At 72.5% G+C, this 17,957-nt stretch carries 15 protein-coding genes; 5 read left to right on the plus strand and 10 right to left on the minus strand.

Features of this window, described 5'->3' with window-relative positions:
* Nucleotides 1–344 precede the first annotated feature (344 nt).
* Nucleotides 345–689: an RNA polymerase-binding protein RbpA gene (locus ACGFIM_RS05710; protein WP_364052876.1), complete on the plus strand. Its 345-nt coding sequence runs from the start codon at nucleotides 345–347 to the stop codon at nucleotides 687–689.
* A 662-nt stretch (nucleotides 690–1,351) separates the two neighbouring features.
* Here ACGFIM_RS05710 and ACGFIM_RS05715 read toward each other — a convergent pair.
* From ACGFIM_RS05715 to ACGFIM_RS05730, 4 genes are all read right to left on the minus strand, one after another.
* Nucleotides 1,352–1,858 (minus strand): FxsA family protein, encoded by a 507-nt coding sequence (locus tag ACGFIM_RS05715; protein ID WP_393195175.1) that lies wholly within the window; start codon nucleotides 1,856–1,858, stop codon nucleotides 1,352–1,354.
* A gap of 288 nt (nucleotides 1,859–2,146) precedes the next feature.
* A complete protein-coding gene (locus ACGFIM_RS05720) occupies nucleotides 2,147–2,899 on the minus strand; it encodes a polyprenol monophosphomannose synthase (protein WP_393195178.1) in 753 nt (250 codons plus the stop codon).
* On the minus strand, nucleotides 2,896–4,530 hold the full coding sequence (lnt, locus tag ACGFIM_RS05725) for an apolipoprotein N-acyltransferase (protein ID WP_393195181.1): 1,635 nt from the start codon (nucleotides 4,528–4,530) through the stop codon (nucleotides 2,896–2,898). The genes ACGFIM_RS05720 and lnt overlap by 4 nt, the downstream gene beginning before the upstream one ends.
* 633 nt (nucleotides 4,531–5,163) lie before the next feature.
* Nucleotides 5,164–7,356, minus strand: a complete 2,193-nt coding sequence (locus tag ACGFIM_RS05730; protein ID WP_393195184.1) for a HelD family protein — start codon at nucleotides 7,354–7,356, stop codon at nucleotides 5,164–5,166.
* Nucleotides 7,357–7,669: 313 nt separating this feature from the next.
* Between ACGFIM_RS05730 and ACGFIM_RS05735 the strand changes: the two genes are divergently transcribed.
* Nucleotides 7,670–8,866 carry an ROK family protein gene (locus tag ACGFIM_RS05735; RefSeq protein WP_393195187.1) on the plus strand — a complete coding sequence of 399 codons (1,197 nt, stop codon included), beginning with the start codon at nucleotides 7,670–7,672 and terminating at the stop codon, nucleotides 8,864–8,866.
* A 13-nt stretch (nucleotides 8,867–8,879) separates the two neighbouring features.
* Nucleotides 8,880–9,089, plus strand: a complete 210-nt coding sequence (locus tag ACGFIM_RS05740) for a hypothetical protein (RefSeq protein WP_393195189.1) — start codon at nucleotides 8,880–8,882, stop codon at nucleotides 9,087–9,089.
* A 6-nt stretch (nucleotides 9,090–9,095) separates the two neighbouring features.
* Here the strand turns inward: ACGFIM_RS05740 and ACGFIM_RS05745 are convergent, their stop codons facing one another.
* The 5 genes from ACGFIM_RS05745 to ACGFIM_RS05765 all read right to left on the minus strand — a co-directional run bounded on the left by ACGFIM_RS05745 (nucleotide 9,096) and on the right by ACGFIM_RS05765 (nucleotide 13,775).
* Nucleotides 9,096–9,569 (minus strand): Lrp/AsnC family transcriptional regulator, encoded by a 474-nt coding sequence (locus ACGFIM_RS05745; RefSeq protein WP_393195192.1) that lies wholly within the window; start codon nucleotides 9,567–9,569, stop codon nucleotides 9,096–9,098.
* Nucleotides 9,570–9,592: 23 nt separating this feature from the next.
* Nucleotides 9,593–10,186, minus strand: a complete 594-nt coding sequence (locus tag ACGFIM_RS05750; RefSeq protein WP_393195195.1) for an ATP/GTP-binding protein — start codon at nucleotides 10,184–10,186, stop codon at nucleotides 9,593–9,595.
* Nucleotides 10,187–10,442: 256 nt separating this feature from the next.
* A complete protein-coding gene (locus ACGFIM_RS05755; protein ID WP_393195198.1) occupies nucleotides 10,443–11,309 on the minus strand; it encodes a hypothetical protein in 867 nt (288 codons plus the stop codon).
* A gap of 586 nt (nucleotides 11,310–11,895) precedes the next feature.
* Nucleotides 11,896–12,660, minus strand: coding sequence for a protein phosphatase 2C domain-containing protein (locus ACGFIM_RS05760; RefSeq protein WP_393195201.1), 765 nt, complete (start codon nucleotides 12,658–12,660; stop codon nucleotides 11,896–11,898).
* A 5-nt stretch (nucleotides 12,661–12,665) separates the two neighbouring features.
* Nucleotides 12,666–13,775, minus strand: coding sequence for a M24 family metallopeptidase (locus ACGFIM_RS05765; RefSeq protein WP_393195204.1), 1,110 nt, complete (start codon nucleotides 13,773–13,775; stop codon nucleotides 12,666–12,668).
* 142 nt (nucleotides 13,776–13,917) lie between these two features.
* Between ACGFIM_RS05765 and ACGFIM_RS05770 the strand changes: the two genes are divergently transcribed.
* Complete coding sequence (locus ACGFIM_RS05770) at nucleotides 13,918–15,114, plus strand: PP2C family protein-serine/threonine phosphatase (protein WP_393195207.1); 1,197 nt, start codon at nucleotides 13,918–13,920, stop codon at nucleotides 15,112–15,114.
* 61 nt (nucleotides 15,115–15,175) lie between these two features.
* Nucleotides 15,176–16,069 carry a 5'-3' exonuclease H3TH domain-containing protein gene (locus tag ACGFIM_RS05775; RefSeq protein WP_393199635.1) on the plus strand — a complete coding sequence of 298 codons (894 nt, stop codon included), beginning with the start codon at nucleotides 15,176–15,178 and terminating at the stop codon, nucleotides 16,067–16,069.
* A 220-nt stretch (nucleotides 16,070–16,289) separates the two neighbouring features.
* On the opposite strand, the gene menD is transcribed toward ACGFIM_RS05775, so the two are convergent.
* Complete coding sequence (gene menD / locus ACGFIM_RS05780; protein ID WP_393195210.1) at nucleotides 16,290–17,954, minus strand: 2-succinyl-5-enolpyruvyl-6-hydroxy-3-cyclohexene-1-carboxylic-acid synthase; 1,665 nt, start codon at nucleotides 17,952–17,954, stop codon at nucleotides 16,290–16,292.
* Nucleotides 17,955–17,957 lie beyond the last annotated feature (3 nt).

Raw genomic sequence — 17,957 nt, forward strand, 5'->3', positions numbered from 1 at the left:
GGTCGGCGGCCGAACGACGGCCCGCCTCCTCCGCAAGGCGAGGACGAAGCGGCGGGCCGAACGACGACCCGCCTCCTACGCGAAGGCGAGGGCGGGGCACGGCGGGCTCACACGCCAGAAGAGGGGACTACGCACGGGCAAAAAATCCGGATATATGCCTCCCGCGCCGCGGGAGCACCGGCATCACCGCAGGTTACGGCCCTGATCGGCGATCACGTGAAGAACCATGGCCCCAAGCGCGATTGGATCACCTCACAGGTGGGAATCCCATCACGGTACCAAGCGTTAGACACCGTGGGAGACAGACCCCCCACGCAAGGGGGCCCTGTAGGAGGCATTTAAACATGGGCGAGCGCGCGCTTCGTGGCACCCGGCTCGGGGCAACCAGCTACGAGAACGACCGTAACACGGACCTGGCTCCGCGCCAGGAGGTGTCGTACACCTGTCCGAAGGGCCATCGCTTCGAGGTTCCGCTTGCCGCCGAGGCCGAGATTCCCGCCAGCTGGGAGTGCCGGATGTGCGGCGCCACCGCCGTGCGGGTGGACGGCGAGCAGCCGGAATCCAAGAAGACCAAGCCCCCGCGGACGCATTGGGACATGCTCCTGGAGCGGCGGTCCATCGAAGATCTTGAGGAGGTGCTCAACGAGCGGCTCGCGGTCCTTCGGGCCCAGCGTCGCAAGAGCGCCTGACCTCCTCTCACGGTGAACCCCCGGGCTTCCGGCCCGGGGGTTTCTCTGTGCCCTGCCAGGGGTCCCTCCGTGTGCCCTCGGCGTCGTGGTGCCCCGCCAGAGGGCAGTCCATGTGGCCTCGGCGCCGGGCCTCGCCAGGGGTTCATCCGTGTGTCCTCGGCGTTCGTCTCTTCGGCGTCGTCGCTGTCTTCGGCTCCGGTCGGACAGGGCACCCCTCGCTCAACCGAGCCCTCTTCTGCCTGCCGGCAGGCTCTTCGGCCGGGCTCAGCGCGGCTTCCGCTGCTCGCCCATCGTGTGCCCCCTGGGACCGGCCAGGCGCGGCTACGGACCGGACGCGCTCCCAAGCCAGACGCGGTCGCAGCCGGCGGTGCCCAGAACCCAGACGCGGCGCGAGCCGGGCGCGTTCAAAGGGTAGACGCGGTTGCGGGCCCGACGCGGCCAAGAGCCGGACGCGGTCGGCGGACCGGACGCGCTTGCGGACCGGACGCGCTTGCGGACCGGACGCGCTTGCGGGCCGGACGCGGCCACAAGCCGGACGCGGGCGCGGGCCGGACGTGGTCGACGGTGGGGCGTGGGCGAAAACGTCCGTCCCAGCTCGCGCACCGGACGTAGTACTCCGCGGGTGGCGGGCGCGGTTGACAGCAGGTCGAGAGCCGAGGCGCTCAGGAGTCGTTGTCGTCGCGGATGACCTCGCCGTGCACCACGCGGGTGCCGCGAGGCGCGCCGGGAGCGGGGCCGGGGTCGTCGCCGGGGAAGCCGGACGTGGGCGGGAAGAGGTTCGCGTACGGGGACGACTGCGCCAGCCGCTTGATCCGCCGTTCGAAGAGGTACGCCCCCAGGCGGCGCATCATCGGCCGCGTGGCCGGGATCAGGCACAGCAGGCCGAACACGTCTAGGAAGAACCCGGGCGCGAGCAGCAGCGTGCCGCCGACCAGGATGATGCCGCCGTCGGCGAGCTCCCGGTCGGGCATCCGGCCGCTCTGCAGGCTCTCCTGGAGCGCCCGCCACGCACGCCGGCCCTCGCGCCGCACCAGCCACGCGCCGAGCAGGCTGTCGGCGATGAGCAGGGCGATCGTGGACGGCCCTCCGATCACCTGGCCGACCTGGATCAGCAGCCAGATCTCCACGATGGGGATGACCAGGAAGGCCAGAAAGAGCAGCAGCCGCATCGTTCAATTCCTCGTTTCCGCACACGCGTCACTGCACTGGACAACGCCCGGCGCCTGCCGAGCGTTCCGCCGGATGCCCATTGCCCCGCGCGATCCTCCGCCCTCGCGGCGGGCCGCGGGAGAGACCGGCCGCGCGGTCCGCCCGTCCCCGGGGCGAGCCGTTTGTGCCGCCGCCCCTGACGCCGACGCCGCGCTGGAATCGCCGACGCCGCACCGAAGCCGCCGCCCCTGATACCAGGCCGCACCGGGGCCGCAGCACCGACGCCAACGCCGCACGAGCGTCTGTCGCTAGCCGCGGGGCCCGTCACCCTTGAGGCGCTTGGGCAGGCCGGCGACGCCCCACATGCCGATCCGCCACAGCGCCTCGGTCATGATCTTGCCGCTCATCTTGCTCTTGCCGACCGTACGCTCCACGAACGTGATCGGCACCTCCACCACCCGCAGCCCGTTACGCGCGGTGCGCAGCGTCAGGTCCACCTGGAAGCAGTAGCCCTGCGACTCGACACCGGCCAGGCCCACCTTTTCGAGGGTGGCCGCGCGGTAGGCGCGAAAGCCCGCGGTCGCGTCGCGGACGGGCAGGCCGAGCATGACCCGCGTGTAGAGGTTGGCGCCCTTGGACAGCAGCTCGCGGCGCTGCGGCCAGTTGACGACCTTGCCGCCCGGCACGTACCGGGAGCCGATGGCGAGGTCGGCGCCGTCGGCCAGCGCCTGCAGCAGCTTCGGCAGCTCCTCGGGCTGGTGCGAGCCGTCGGCGTCCATCTCGACCAGGACGTCGAAGCCTTCGTCGAGCCCCCAGCGGAACCCGGCGATGTAGGCCGCGCCGAGTCCTTGCTTGCCCGGCCGGTGCAGGACGTGCACCTGCTCGTCGTCGGCGGCGAGGGCGTCGGCCACCTCGCCGGTGCCGTCGGGGCTGTTGTCGTCGGCCACCAGCACATGGGCCTCCGGCACCGCCGCGCGTACGCGCTGGACGATCGCCGGCAGGTTGTCGCGCTCGTTGTACGTCGGCACGACGACGAGCACCCGGCCGAGACTCTCCATCATCCGTCGTTCCTCATGTGATCGGCTCGCCGCCTGCCACGCCACGCGGCGAACCCGGCAGCCGCCGCTCCCATTACCATCAATGCCCATTCAGGAAGTGCGCCCACCTTTGTGGCAATTGTTTCTTTCGTCCGCACGGGCACCTTGACGACGTTCATGTCAGCGACAAGCTCACGGGTCTGCCAGGAGACCTTACCGTCAGGCGTGACATAAGCGGATATACCGGTCGTGGCGGCGGTGACCACGGCCCTGTTGTGCTCGACGGCACGCAGCTTGGACATGGCGAGCTGCTGCGGCGGCAGGTTGGACAGGGCGTAGCTGGCGTTGTTGGTCTGCACGACGAGCGGGGTGCCACCGGCCCGCACGGTGCCGCGTACGGTGTCGTCGTAGGCCACCTCGTAGCAGTTGACGGCGCCGATCGTGACCGGCCCCATCGTCAGATCGCCCGGCTTGTCGCCGGGCACCGACTGCCTGCCGACGAGGTTCGCCCGCTCCCACAGCGCCAGCACGATCTCCTTGAACGGGGTGTACTCCCCGAACGGCACCAGATGCTGCTTGTCGTAGTAGGCGCCGGGGCCCGTCACCGGGTCCCAGACGAGGCTGCGGGTGGCGCGGTTCTCCTCGCCGATGGCCACGACGGCCCCGACCAGCGTGGGCACGCCGACGTCGCGCACGGAGTCGGAGATGACCTGGCGGGCGTACTCGTCGCGGTAGGGGTCGATGTCGGTGGAGTTCTCCGGCAGGACCACGATGTCGGGCTTGGGCAGCTTGCCGTCGCGTACGGCCTGGGCCAGGCGCTTGGTCTCGTTGGCATGGTTGCGCAGCACGACGGCGGGCTCGTCGCCGAGCGCGTACATGCCGCGGCCCGGCACGTTGCCCTGCACGATGCCGACGTTGACGGTACGGCCCTCGTCGCCGTACCTCGGCACCGCCGACCCCAGCACGGGCACGGCCACCGCCAGCGCGACCGGCACCAGCCTGCCCGCGCCCCTGATCGGGGCCTTGAGCCTGACCTGCCGCCGGTCCACCACCGCGTACGCGAGCAGCGCGCCGCACAGCGTCACCGCGAACGACACCAGCGGCGCGCCGCCGAGCGCGGCGTACGGGGTGAACAGCGACTCGCCCTGGCTGAAGGCCGCGCGCGCCCACGGGAAGCCGCCGATCGGCACCAGGCCGCGCGCCCACTCCATCAGCACCCACAGGCCGCCGAACCACAGCGGCCAGGCCCGCAGCCGGAACACCGGAGCCGCGAGCGCGGCCATGGCGGCGTAGAAGACGCTCTCGGTGGCCACCAGCATGAGCCACACGTCGTCGCCGATGGTGCGCACCCAGGCCACGCCGGGCAGCAGGAACGCCGCCGCCCCCAGGTAGCCGAGCCAGGCGGCGCGGCGGGGGCGGGCGCCGTGGAGCGAGGCGGCGATCAGGCCGATGCCGAGCGGCGCGCACAGCCACCAGTCGAGCGGCGGGAACGCCAGGAACAGCACCACGCCGCCGGCCACGGCCGCGATCACCCGCGCGAGCAGCACCTGCCGCTTCTCCCCCGGCACCGCACGCGCTCCCCGCTCGCTCCCTGCCGCGCCCTGAGCCTCAGCGCCCGCCTCGGCGGCGGCCGTGGTGCCGGTCGGCTCGCTCACGGTGGCCGGAGCATCGGGCCTCGCGTCGTCTGTGACGGCCGGGGCGCCGGTGGCCGTGCCGGCTGCGGCCCGCCCGGACGCGGGCGTGGGGTTCGTACGGTCCTGCACCACTCCGGGCTCTCCTCGCCACCTCGCAAACGCCTGCTTGCGAAAACGCTACCGCTCCCGGGCCGCACTCAGACCGGCACACCCCGCAGAAGATCGGAGAAGAGGAAAAGACGGCAGGGCGGTCCCGCAGCGATCTGGGCGGGACCACCCGGCGCGTCGGCGGTCCTGAAACACGGGAACGGGAAGAGGGCCCGGAAACCCTTCGGACCGGACCCGTCTCGTCGGCGGCGAGCGCGGAATTCCGTTGTCTACTGGGCTCCCGGACCCGTCCCGGGTCCAACCCCCCGCCCGGTTGGGGTGCCCCGACTCGACGGACCGACGGCCCTGCACCTGGCTGTGTGGACGAAGCCACGCTCCGTCACGGACGCAGGATCCGGCGATGTCAGAGACGGCCAACCGGCCAAGTCCCGTGCTGGACTGCGCAGCAAACTACCGACTCCACCTCAGATGTCAACCGTGTCCCGATCAGCAGAAACATCAAGTTTCAGCAGCTGGGACATGTTCGACTGGCGGCTTCAAAGCCGGTCAAACCCCATTCGCGGGCTCCGGTGAGCGGCTTGGCAAGTCCCGCAGCGCGGGCGACAGCGGGCGCTCGTGGACGACCCCGAGCCGCTGCGTCGCACGCGTGAGAGCAACATACAGGTCGCTGGGACCTCGTGGCGACTGGGCGGCGATGAGATCGGGCTCCGCGACGATGACGGAGTCGAATTCGAGCCCTTTGGCGTCCGCGACGCCCATGACGGCGACGGGGGCGTCGAGCGCCTCGGTTCCCTTGCCGCGGCCCGCGCCGGGCGTGACGGCGACCGTGCCGGGTACGGCGGCGGCCAGCCGGGCGCCCAGCTCGGCCACCATGTCGTCGGGGGCGACCACGGCCACCTTGCCGCCGTCCGCCGCCTCGGCGGCCGCCAGGCCGGGCAGCGCCTCAAGGGGCGCCGACCAGGGCCGGGTGCCCGCCTCGCGCACGGACATGGGCGCCCGCAGCTCCGGGTCGATGGTGGCGAGCACGCGGGCGGCGACGTCCATCAGCTCGACGGGGGTGCGGTAGTTGACGGTCAGCTCCTGCAGGCGCCAGCGCCCGGCCACGTACGGGTCGAGCACCTCCGCCCAGGACCGCGCGCCGGCGGCCGAGCCGGTCTGGGCGATGTCGCCGACGATCGTCATCGACCGGGTGGGGCAGCGCCGCATGACGGCCCGCCAGGCCATCGGCGACAGCTCCTGCGCCTCGTCCACGATGATGTGGCCGTAGGCCCAGGTGCGGTCGGCGGCGGCGCGCTCGGCGGTGGTGAGCTGGGGGCCGTCGGCGCGCTGGCGCTCGGCCAGGCGTTCGGCCTCCATCACGTCGGACAGGCCCGTGAGCTCCAGCACCTCGCGGGCGTAGGCCAGCTCGGCCTCGCGCTCGCTCTCCGCGGCCTGCCTGGCGGCGGCCAGCTCCTCCTCGGCCTGCAGCGCGGTGGCGCGCAGCACCTGCTCGTCGATGTCGCCGAGGAGTTCGGCGGCCTCGTCGAGCAGCGGGACATCGGACTCGGTCCACTCGCCGCCGTCGCGGCGCAGCAGCCGGCGTTCCTCGGGGGTGAGCGAGGAGGCGGCGTAGTCGAGGCGCTCGGCGGAGCCGTACAGGCCGAGCAGGAGGCCCTGCGGCGTGAGGTAGGGCCACAGCCGGTTGAGCGCGGCCTTGACGACCGGCTCGGTGCGCAGGTCCTCGCGCAGGTCGGCCAGCTCCTCGTCGCCGATGAGCCCCTTGCCGATTTTGCGGGCCTGCTGCTTGGCCAGGGCGTTGAGCAGCGTGCGCACGAACACGGTACGGGCCTGGTTGTGGGGGCGGCGCGAGCGCTGGGCCCTGTTCCTCGCGGTCTCCATCATCTGGCGGTCGATGGTGAGCGTGATGCGGCCGAGCGGCAGCTCGATCGGCTTGCGCGGGACGCGCTGCCGGTCTCGCACGGCCTTGGCGATCACGTCGGCCATGCGGAGGTCGCCCTTGAGCGCGGCCACCTCGGGGCGCTCGCGCGCGGTGGTGGTGAGGCCGGGGTAGAGCTCGCCGATCGTGGACAGCAGCACATCGGTCTCGCCGAGCGAGGGCAGCACCTGCTCGATGTAGCGCAGGAAGGTGAGGTTGGGCCCGATGATGAGCACGCCGCGGCGTTCGAGGCGCTCGCGGTGGGTGTAGAGCAGGTACGCGGCGCGGTGCAGGGCCACGACGGTCTTGCCGGTGCCGGGGCCGCCCTGCACCACCAGCACGCCGTTGAGGTCGCTGCGGATGACGCGGTCCTGCTCGGCCTGGATGGTCGCGACGATGTCGCGCATGCGGCCGGTGCGCCGCTCGTCGAGCGCGGCGAGCAGCGCGGCCTCGCCGTTGAGCGTGGCGCGGTCGTCGTCGGTGAGCGCGTCGATGTCGAGCAGGTCGTCGTCGACGCCGACCACCTGGCGCCCCCTGGTCTGCAGGTGGCGGCGGCGGGTGACGCCCATGGGGGCGGCGGGGGTGGCGCGGTAGAAGGGCTGCGCGACGGGCGCCCGCCAGTCGATGAGCAGGCGGCGCTGCTCGTCGTCGGTCATGCCGATCTTGCCGATGTAGAGCCGCCCTTCCTCGACGTGGTCGAGCCGGCCGAAGGCGAGGCCGCGCTCGACCGCCCAGAGCCGGGCGAGGCGCGAGGCGTACATGCCGGCGAACGTGTCACGTTCCGACCGGTTCTGCATCGTGCCGACGGCGCCCGCGGCGAGCACCTCCTTGAGCTGCCGCTGGGTACGCTCGCGCAGGGTGTCGAGGCGGTCGTAGAGGCGGGTGACGTACGCCTGCTCTCTTGCCAGTTCGGTTTGACGCGTTGCCGCCTGACCGTTAATGTGGTTAATGGGACACTCCGGGCCATTCTGCTTGTTGTTGCGACAAACGCCGACATTAGCACGCCCGCGTCACTGGTCTCAGCACTTTCCTCCTTTCCTGATCACGCCTTGGTCTCACCTCTTGACCGTCTCCCCTGCGCCTTCTTACGGTCATCGCTCATTAGGAAAGTTTCCTAACCCGAACGAAGGAGACGCCGTGAACGGCCCGGTGCCGGGGACCCCCAGTCTGCTACGTGCCATCAATGATCGCGCGGCCCTGCAGGCGCTCCTGGAGCGGGGGCCGCTGACCCGCCCCGAGATCGGCGCGATCACCGGCCTGTCCAAGCCGACGGCCTCCCAGCTCCTGCTCCGCCTCCAGCAGGCGGGGCTGGTCGTGCAGGACGGCGTCAGGGAGGGCATGCCGGGCCGTACGGCCGAGGTCTACCGGATCAACCCGGCCGCCGCGTACGTGGCCGCGCTCGACGTCACCCCCGCCCGCATCGAGGCCAAGGTGGCCGACATCACCGGCACGGTCGTCGGCGAGCACGTGCTGCCGACCCCGCGCCGCCCGCACGGCGAGCTGGTGGACCGGCTGAACGCGGCGCTGCGCGGCGCCGGCCCGCCGGACAAGCTGCGCCGGGTGGTGATCGGCGTGCAGGCCGCGATCGACCCGACCACCGGCAGGCTCGGCTACGCCGCGGCCAAGGACGTGCCGGGCTGGCAGATCCCCGACCTGGTGCCCACGCTCAGCGCCGGCCTCGGCGCGCCGGTGGACGTGGAGAACAACGTCAACCTGGTGGCGGTGGCCGAGCAGGCGCACGGCGCGGCGCGCGGGCAGCAGGACTTCGTGCTGCTGTGGGCCGACGAGGGCATCGGCTCGGCCATCGTGCTGGGCGGCCGCATGCACCGGGGCGCGACCGGCGGCGCCGGCGAGGTGGGCTACATGCCGACCCCGGGTGCGCCGACGGCCCGCGAGGCCGGGCGCTACGCGAGCCACGGCTACCAGGCGCTGACCGGCGGGCCCGCGGTGCTGAGGCTGCTGCGCTCGTACGGCGTACGCGGCTCCGACTTCCGCCAGGCCGTCGCGAACGCCGTGCGCGCGGCGGAAGGCGCCGGGAAGAAGGCCGACGACGCCAGGGCCGGGCTGCGCGACGTGGCCGCCCGCCTGGCGGTGGGCCTTGCGGCCATCACCTCGGTCGTCGACCCCGCCCTGATCGTGCTGACCGGCGGCGTCGTGCTCCCGGGCGGCGACACCCTGCGCGAGCTGGTCGAGCACGAGCTGCACGCGCTGACCATTCCCCGGCCTCCCGTCCGCCTGTCCTGCGTGGAGGGCAATCCCGTCCTCGCCGGTGCGCTCGACCTCGCCCTCGCCGCCGCACGCGAGGAGGTGTTCCGCTCGACCGTCCCGTCATGATGGACGGCACCCCGTGCGCTCCGTCCCTCCGGCGGAGCGCACGGTGCTCCTGGACGGCGAGGACGTGCCGCCCCGCCCGCTGCGCGAGCACGGCGGCGAGCCGGCCGCGAGCCTGGGCCTGCGGGCCGGACCGCCGCACCGGCTCGCTGAGATGTGCCCGCGCGGGCTCGGCGCCGCCGGAAGCGCTCTGGCGGCGCCGCGTGCCGCGTACGGGCCGCTCTGAAGCCGCTCAGGCGCCTTCGGCGGCCACGGGCGGCTCGCCTGCGATGTCGGGGGCGCGGTGCTCGTAAGGGGTGCTGAGCACGACCGTGGTGCGGGTCGAGACGTTGGCCGATGCGCGGATCTGCTGCAGCAGGTCCTCCAGCGCGACCGGCGAGGCCACCCGGACCTTGAGGATGTAGCTCTCGTCGCCCGCCACGCTGTGGCAGGCCTCGATGGCGGTCAGGTGGGCCAGCCGCTCGGGGGCGTCGTCGGGCGCGGCCGGATCGATCGGCTTGATGGACACGAACGCGGTCAGCGGCAGCCCCACCGCGTCGTGGTCGATGATCGCGGCATATCCGCGGATGACGCCGCGCTTTTCCAGGCGGCGTACGCGCTGGTGCACCGCCGAGACCGACAACCCGGTCTCCCTGGCCAGGTCGGTGAAGCTCATGCGGCCGTCACGGGCCAGCAGCGTGACGATGCGGCGGTCGATCTCCTCCATCGGTCAAAGGTAGCCCGTCATGGTCACGACATGGTCCCGACGGGAGAGGCCCCCTTGCGCATCGCGTGCTCCAGGAGCGTGATGAGCACCTCCTTGCCGGAGTCGCGGCGGCGGGCATCGCAGCGCACGATCGGGATGTCCGGCTCAAGGCCGATGGCCGAGCGCACCTCGCCGATCGTGAACGGGGTGGTGCCCTCGAAGTGGTTGAGCGCCACGATGAACGGCTGGTCGCGCTTTTCGAAGTAGTCGACGGCGGGGAAGCAGTCGTCGAGGCGGCGGGTATCGGCCAGCACCACCGCGCCCAGCGCCCCCATGGCCAGCTCGTCCCAGACGAACCAGAACCGCTCCTGGCCCGGGGTGCCGAACAGGTAGAGCATGTAGTCGTTGCGGATCGTGATGCGGCCGAAGTCCATCGCCACGGTGGTGGCGAGCTTGCGCTCCACGCCCGACAGGTCGTCGATGTAGGTGCCCGCCTGCGTGAGCGCCTCCTCCGTACGCAGGGGCCTGGTCTCGGAGACGGCCCCGACCATCGTGGTCTTGCCCGCGCCGAAACCTCCGGCGATCAAGATCTTGATCGCGGTCGGCAGCCGCCAACGGTCTGAGCGACCGAATTCCATCCAGCACCGCCCGTACAAATCCCGCGCATGCGCGACCCCGCCCTAGGTGCCGTGGTCAGTGGTACCTGTCAAGGAAGCTTGTGAAGGTCGGCCCACATGCCTGGCATCGAGACACCCTAGCAACGCCACATTTTCCACTCAAGCCGCAATCTTTTACAAGAACGAAAATGTCATGGTTTGTGGCTAGACGCCCGCTTATTCGGCGATCTAACAGGCAAACAGTCAAGTTTGTCTGTCATGTATTCAGACGAGCACTTTACCGCGGCGGGTGAAAGTCCGAAACACCGGTGAACCCACTGTAGAAGCCGAGCTGTCTGCGCAGGTAGAAGGCCGTGCGCGGGCTGTGGTCGCCGATCGGCTCGATCATCTCCTGCGCGCGGCGGGCCAGATCCGCCATCGACCGCGTCACCTCCGAGCGCTCCACGCCCAGCGCCAGCACGTTCAGGCCGCCCCAGCTCAGGTCCCGCCGGTAGCTCACGACGTCGCCCAGGAGATGCAGGTAGCGCTGCACCTGCCGGCTCACCGCGCGCAGCTCCTCCAGGTGCGCCTTGGCCCAGTCGTCGGCCGCGTAGATCCAGTGACACAGGTCCACGAAGCAGGAGCCCCGGCTGTCGGCGTTGTCGACATAGCGGGCCAGCGAGGGCAGGTCGCGCCTGTCGCGCCACATCCACGCCCGCGCCATGCCCTCCAGCATGCATCCGAGCTGGTCGGCCCAGATGCCCTGCAAGTGGCCGAACTCCTTGACGGTGCCCAGCTCATCGCGCAGATCGGCGAGGAACCGGGAGGCCGCCGACCGCGGCGCCGCGCCCTCGGCGACGTCCAGGCAGTCCTCCGCCAGACGATCGACGTGGGAACGGGTGAGCGCGCGATGATCGATGAGCCGGTCCACCGCGAGCACCCACAGCGCGGCCCTGTTGACGACCTTCAGATGCTGAGCGCTCGCCCAGGGGGCGCTGAAGGCGGTGGACAGCGTCAGGGCGGTGAACAGCTCGGAGCCGAAGGCGGCAGCCGGGAACAACCCGCCGTACATTTCGGCACACCGCCGCAAATCTCGGCCGCATTCGGCGGCCAAGGCGCACGTCTCGCCGAGCTCGAACGCCTCGTCCAGCTCGTCGCCCGGCATCCTAGGGCCGCTCGACCGGCTCGCGGATCATGCCCGACGACCCCCATTTCCCCTGGATATGCACCTGTCAGGGGAATTCTTTCATGATCACATACTATCGATCAAGGTATCAGCCGCCTGGCCGGACCGCCCTGTTCGGCTCTCCCCCACGCCATCCCGCACCGACGCCAACGAGCGCGGCGGGGACGGGAAACGTGCGGCAGAGCGAGCCTCGCCGGGGCTCGGACGAGGCCGCCAGGGCTACGCGAGCCCCCACGCCTCACGCGGAACCCTACGGCCTCACGCGGACTTCTGCCTCGCGCGACGCTCACACGACCTACGCGCGGCGCTCACGCAACCCGCACGTCGAAGCTCACGCGGTCGGCACGCACGACACGCACACCCCCACGCATAGCCCACGTAACCCGCACGCAGAACTCACGCAACCCGCACGCGAAGCTCACGCGGTCGGCACGCACGACACGCACACCCCTACCCCGGAGTGCGCGCGGGCCGCACACGGAGCTCGCGCGGCCCACACGCGAGGCGCGGTCTACCTCGTTGCGGAGGCCGCACGGGCTTCGCTCGGGGGAAGGCGGTCCGGGGCTCAGGCGGGGTCCTGGAGGAGGCCCCAGGCGGCGGTGGCGTCGTCGTGGCGCTTGCCCCAGACCGGCCCGCGCTCGGTCTCCAGCGCCCGCACCGCCGCGATCACCGCCTCCGGCCCCTGCGCGGCGAGCTGGTCGAGGACGTCCTCCCAGCGCCGGCCGTACCAGTCGACGAGCCGCGCCACCCCGTCGGTGAACACCCCGGCCCCGCGCACGTCACCGAGCGCGATCTGGCCGGTGACGCTCTCGCGGGCGGCCTCGGGGCGGGCGGCGGCGACCCAGAACCCGCCGGGCGCGTTGCGCAGACGGCGCACCAGCTCAAGCGAGTACGGCCGCCCGCCGGGCAGCCGGTCGAGCCGGTCGTCGTACACCACCCGCACCCCTCCCCCGGCCAGCCACAGCACCACGGGCGAGTCGCCGAGCACGAGGTACTCGAGCCGCTCGCGCACCCGCACCACGGCCACGGTCGCCGACGGCGAGTCGGGGTTGGCGAGGTCGCAGGTGTCGGCGTGGGAGGCCGCCGTGGCCTCGATGGCGCGCTCCAGGATCGCGGCGAGCGGATCGGGGGCGTCGCGGGCCAGCTCGGCGGCCAGCGCGCCGCCGAGCCGCCCCACCAGCCAGGCCACGCCGTGCACGCAGCCGCTGTCGACGCCGGGCGGGGCCGTGGCGCCGTCGAGCACGGCGATCCACGACGGCCCGGCGATCACGAGGTCCTCGTTGGGCCGCGCGGAGCCGGGCCTGGTGGCGTAGGCGACCTCGCGGAACACGCCCGTCAGACGACGACCAGCTCGCGCGGCGTGGTGTTGAGCCGCTCGAAGCCGTCGCCGGTGCAGACCACGATGTCCTCGATCCGCGCGCCGTGACGCCCCGGCAGGTAGATGCCGGGCTCGACGGAGAACGCGAAACCGGGCTCCATCGGCTCGCCGTTGCCGGAGACGATGTACGGCTCCTCGTGCGTCTCGATGCCGATGCCGTGGCCGGTGCGGTGGACGAAGTACTCGCCGTAGCCGGCGGCGGCGATGATGTCGCGGGCGGCGGCGTCGATCGACTCGCACGGCACGCCGGGGCGCACCGCCTGGCAGGCGGCCTCCTGGGCCTGGCGCAGCACCTCGTAGTAGGCGGCGAACTCGGCCGGCGGCTCGCCCACGCTGTAGGTGCGGGTGGAGTCGGAGCAGTAGCCGTTGTGCAGCTGGCCGCCGATGTCCACCACGACCGGCTCGCCCGCCTGGATGACCCGGTCGGACACGTCGTGGTGCGGGCTCGCGCCGTTGGGCCCGGAGGCGACGATGACGAAGTCGACGGTGGCGTGTCCCGAGGCGAGGATCGCCTCGGCGATGTCCCTGGCCACCTCGCGCTCGGTGCGCCCGGCCCGCAGCAGCTCGGGCACCCGGCGGTGCACGCTGTCGATGGCCTCCCCGGCCTCGCGCAGCGCCGCCACCTCGGCGGGCGACTTGCGCATCCGCAGCTCCCGCAGCACGCTGCCGGCCAGCACCTGCTCGGTGCCGGGCAGCACCTCGCGGAAGCGCAGCGTGGACATGGCCCACATGCGGTCGGCCAGCCCCACCTTGGCGGGCCTGCCGAGCCGGGCGGCGGCCATCGCGTACGGGTCGTCGGTCTCGTCCCACGGCACGAACTCGAGCCCCAGCCGGGACGCCGGCGACGCCTCCGCGGCGGGCAGCTCCAGGCGGGGCACCATCATGAACGCCTCACCCGAGGCCGGCACCACCAGGCAGGTCAGCCGCTCCAAGGGCTTGGCGTCGTAGCCGCTGACGTAGCGCAGGTCGGGTCCCGGCGTGAGCAGCAGGGCGTCGAGACCGGCTTTGGCGGTGGCCTCCTGGACGGCGGCCAGACGGGACACGGGATACAGATCTGAGGACGTCACAGGCCCAATCTACTCTTGCGACACCGCCTAAAAACCGGGAAAAGGTCTCACCACGCTCCAACTCAGAACTACACCACGTTAGCAGTCGATCACGTAGTGTGGGGCCAATTGTCCAGTTCCACTGCGTTCGAGAGTGAGAACGATGGTCGACGTCATAGGCGCGGCCGAGCTGCTCGGGCACGAGAGCGAGGCCGAGATGCTCGCCGCACGGCTGGCGCACGCCCAGCGGCTGGGCAACATGGGCTGGGCGGAGTGGCACCTGCACACGGGCGAGACCATCTGGTCCGAGCAGGTCTATGTGATCTTCGGCAGGGACCCGGACGAGGGTCCCATCCCGCTGCCCGACCTGGCCGAGCACGTCGATCCCGCCGACGTGGCCACGCTCGACCGCCTGCTGTGGTCGGTGGTGCAGGGCGTCGAGCCGGTGCAGGCCGAGTTCCGCATCCGCCGCGGCGCCGGCGACGTACGCGACCTGCGCGTCGTGCTCGAACCCCTGCCGGGCCCCGGCGGCACGATCGGCATGCACGGCGTCATCCAGGACATCACCGGCCGCCGCCGCGCCGAGCGCATGGTCTCGGAGTCGCGCCGCCAGCTCCTGGAGGCGCGCGAGCAGGCGGCCGAGGAGCGCCACGTGATGCTGGCGCTGCGCGAGGCGATCCTGCCCGAGCCGGTCGGCTGCCTCGACCTGCCGCACACCCGGGTCGCGGTGCGGTACGTGCCCGCGGAGAAGACCGCGAACCTGGGCGGCGACTGGTTCGAGACCGCGCCCGCCCCCGACGGCCGGCTGCTGCTGACCATCGGCGACGTCTCGGGCCACGGCCTGCCGGCGATCTCCCGGATGGCCCAGCTCCGCCACGCCCTGGTCGGCCTGGCGATGACGGGACAGGCCGCCAACAGGCTGCTCGACTGGCTGAACGAGCTGGTCATGCACCAGCTCAAGGACACCACCGCCACCGCGATCGTGGGCCACCTGGACCCGGCGACGCGGGTGTTCGCCTGGGGGCAGGCGGGCAATCTCGCGCCGATCCTGGTGCGCGACGGGGTGGCGAGCCAGCTCCCCAAGCCCAGGGGCGTGCTGCTGGGCGCGGCGTCCGGCAGCCCGTACGAGCTGGCCACCACCCGGCTGCAGCCCGGCGACCTGCTGCTGATGTTCACCGACGGGCTGGTGGAGCGGCGTACCCGCGACATCGACGTGGGCCTGGACCAGGTGCTGGCCGCCGCCCGCCGCCTGTCGGGCCGCGACCTGGGCGACGGCCTGGACGCGCTGCTCGCCGAGATCGGCGGCCCGAACCCGGAGGACGACGCGTGCCTGCTGGCGGTCGGCATCCTCGACCAGTGACCCGCCCCGCCGGCGGTGCGGGCGGGTTGTCGGTGGCGGATGGCAGCATGGGTCCGTGCTGATGCTTCTGGACACCCCGTCCCTCTACTTCCGCGCCTTCCACGGCGTGCCCGAGTCGATCAAGGCTCCCGACGGGTCGCCGGTCAACGCGGTGCGCGGGCTGATCGACATGATCGCCACGCTCGTCCGCCAGTACGCGCCCGACCAGCTCGCGGCGACGATGGATGCGGACTGGCGGCCGGCGTTCCGGGTGGCGGCGATCCCCACGTACAAGGCGCACCGGGTCGCGCACGGCGACACCGAGGAGGTGCCCGAGGCGCTGGTGCCGCAGATCGCGGTCATTCAGGACGTGCTCGACGCGCTCGGCATCGCCCGCCTGGAGTCGCCCGGCTACGAGGCCGACGACGTCATCGGCACCCTGGCCCATCAGGCGGGCGGCGCGGTCGACATCGTGACCGGCGACCGCGACCTGTTCCAGCTCGTCGACGACTCCCGCCCCGTCCGCGTGCTCTACACCGCGCGCGGCATCCGCAACCTGCAGATCGTGGACGAGGCGTTCGTCACCGCCAAATACGGCATCCCCGGCCGCGCCTACGCCGACTTCGCCACCCTGCGCGGCGACCCCAGCGACGGCCTGCCCGGCGTCTCGGGCGTCGGCGAGAAGACCGCGGCCGCGCTCATCACCCGCTTCGGCTCGCTCAGCGGGCTGCTCGACGCGCTCGACGCGGGCGAGACCGACGGCTTCCCGGCCGGCAGCCGTACGAAGCTGGCCGCCGCCCGCGACTACCTGCGCGTCGCCCCCACCGTGGTCGAGGTGGCCAAGGATGCGCCGCTGCCGGACGCCGACCTGACGCTGCCGAGCAAGCCGCGCGACGCCGAGGCGCTGGTCGCGCTGGCCGACCGCTACGGCATCGACGGCCCGCTCAACCGCCTCCTCGACGCGCTCGCCCGCTGACGCCCCCGCACGGTCCTGCGGCGGCACTCAGGACGCGGCCGCCCGGCGAGGCGCTCACGGCGGTCCGGCAGGGCGCCCGGCAGGCGGTCGGGCGGGGCGTCACCGCGGTCCTGCGGTGGCGCAACAGACGGGGCCGGCAGGGCGCCCGGCAGGCGGTCCGGCGCAGGCGCTCAGCAGGCGATCCGGCGCAGGCGCTCAGCAGGCTGTCCGGCGGGGTCGGTCAGGAGGCGCCGAGGAAGGCGCGCACGGCGTCCTGCGCCGCCTCGCGCAGGCGGGCGTGCACGAGCGCGTTCTCCTCGCGGTCGGTGCGCACCTCCACCACGCGCGGCCCCTGGCCGCGCAGCGCCTTGGGCAGGTCGCCGATGTCCGACACCAGCGTGTACGGCGTGCCGGTCGCCGCCGCCACATACCCGAGGTCCACGCCATGCGGGGTGCCGAACACCCGCTCGAACGGATCGCGGATGGCCGCCTGGGGCAGCATCGAGAAGATCCCGCCGCCGTCGTTGTTGACGACGACCAGGCACAGGTCGGGCCGGGGCTCGCGGGGGCCGAGGATGAGGCCGTTCTGGTCGTGCAGGAACGACAGGTCGCCTATCAGCGCGTACGAGGGGCCGTTGTGCGCCAGCGCGGCGCCCATGGCGGTGGAGACGAGCCCGTCGATGCCTGAGGTACCCCGGTTGGCCATGAACCTGATGCCCCGCCGGGGCCGCATCGCCTGGTCGAGGTCGCGGATCGGCATCGAGGAGCCGCAGAACAGCAGCGAGCCGTTCGGCAGCGCGTCGACGAGGTCCCTGGCCAGGCGCGGCTCGCTGGTGCCCGTGAGGTCGAGCACCTCGTCAACGACGGCCCTGACCGCCTGGTCGGCGCGGCGCCAGGCGTGCAGCCAGCTGTCGTCGCCGGAGGCGACCGGGATCTCCACGGCCTGCGCGACCTGGGTGGCCGAGCGGGTCGGGTCGGGCCAGCGGTCGAGGTCGGGCGCGACCACGATGTGCTCATCCGCCCGCTGCAGCCACGACAGCAGCGGGCGCGACAGCCCCGGCCTGCCCAGCGTGACCACGACGTCGGGCCGGTGGGCGTCGGCGAACTCGGGCGTGCTCAGCAGGTAGTGGTAGGTGGAGATGGCGTTGTCGCCGTAACGGCCGCCGCCGCTGGGCTCCGACAGCACCGGCCAGCCCGCCATGCCGGCCGCGGCCACGTAGCGGCGCACGTTCGCGGCGCCGTCGCCGACCACGAGCACGCCGCGCCTGGTGGGCGGCAGATGCAGGGCAACCGGCGGCGGGGCGACCCTGGCGCGCACCCACGGGCCGTTCGCCGCGCCGTCGAGCGGCTCGCACCAGCTCGTGTCGCCGTCGGGGATCAGCGGCTCCCTGAAGGCCACGTTGAGGTGGACGGGGCCCGGGTTGCCGGCGCCGGCGGCGTGCTGCCAGGCGCGGCAGGCCAGCGAGCGCCAGTAGGCGACCTGGCCGGGGCGCTCCTCGGGCACGCCGACCTCGGCGAACCAGCGGGGCGCGGTGCCGTACAGCTTGAGCTGGTCGATCGTCTGGTTGGCGCCGGTGCCGCGCAGCTCGGGCGGGCGGTCGGCGGTCAGCACCAGCAGCGGCACCCCCGACTCCGACGCCTCGACGACCGCCGGGTGGAAGTTCACGGCCGCGGTGCCGGATGAGCAGATGAGCGCGACCGGCCGCTCGGAGCGCTTGGCCAGGCCGAGCGCGAGGTACGACGCCGAGCGCTCGTCGATGCGCACGTGCAGGCGCACCCGCGACTCGGCGTGCAGCGCCATGGCCAGCGGTGCCGAACGCGAGCCTGGCGCCAGCACCACGTCGGTAAGGCCGCAGCGCACCAGCTCGTCGACCAGCACCGTGGCCAGCGCGGTAGCGGGGTTCAACGG

Origin of the sequence: Nonomuraea sp. NPDC049309 (assembly GCF_043196965.1) — a bacterium.
In the GTDB taxonomy this organism is placed as follows: domain Bacteria; phylum Actinomycetota; class Actinomycetes; order Streptosporangiales; family Streptosporangiaceae; genus Nonomuraea; species Nonomuraea fastidiosa.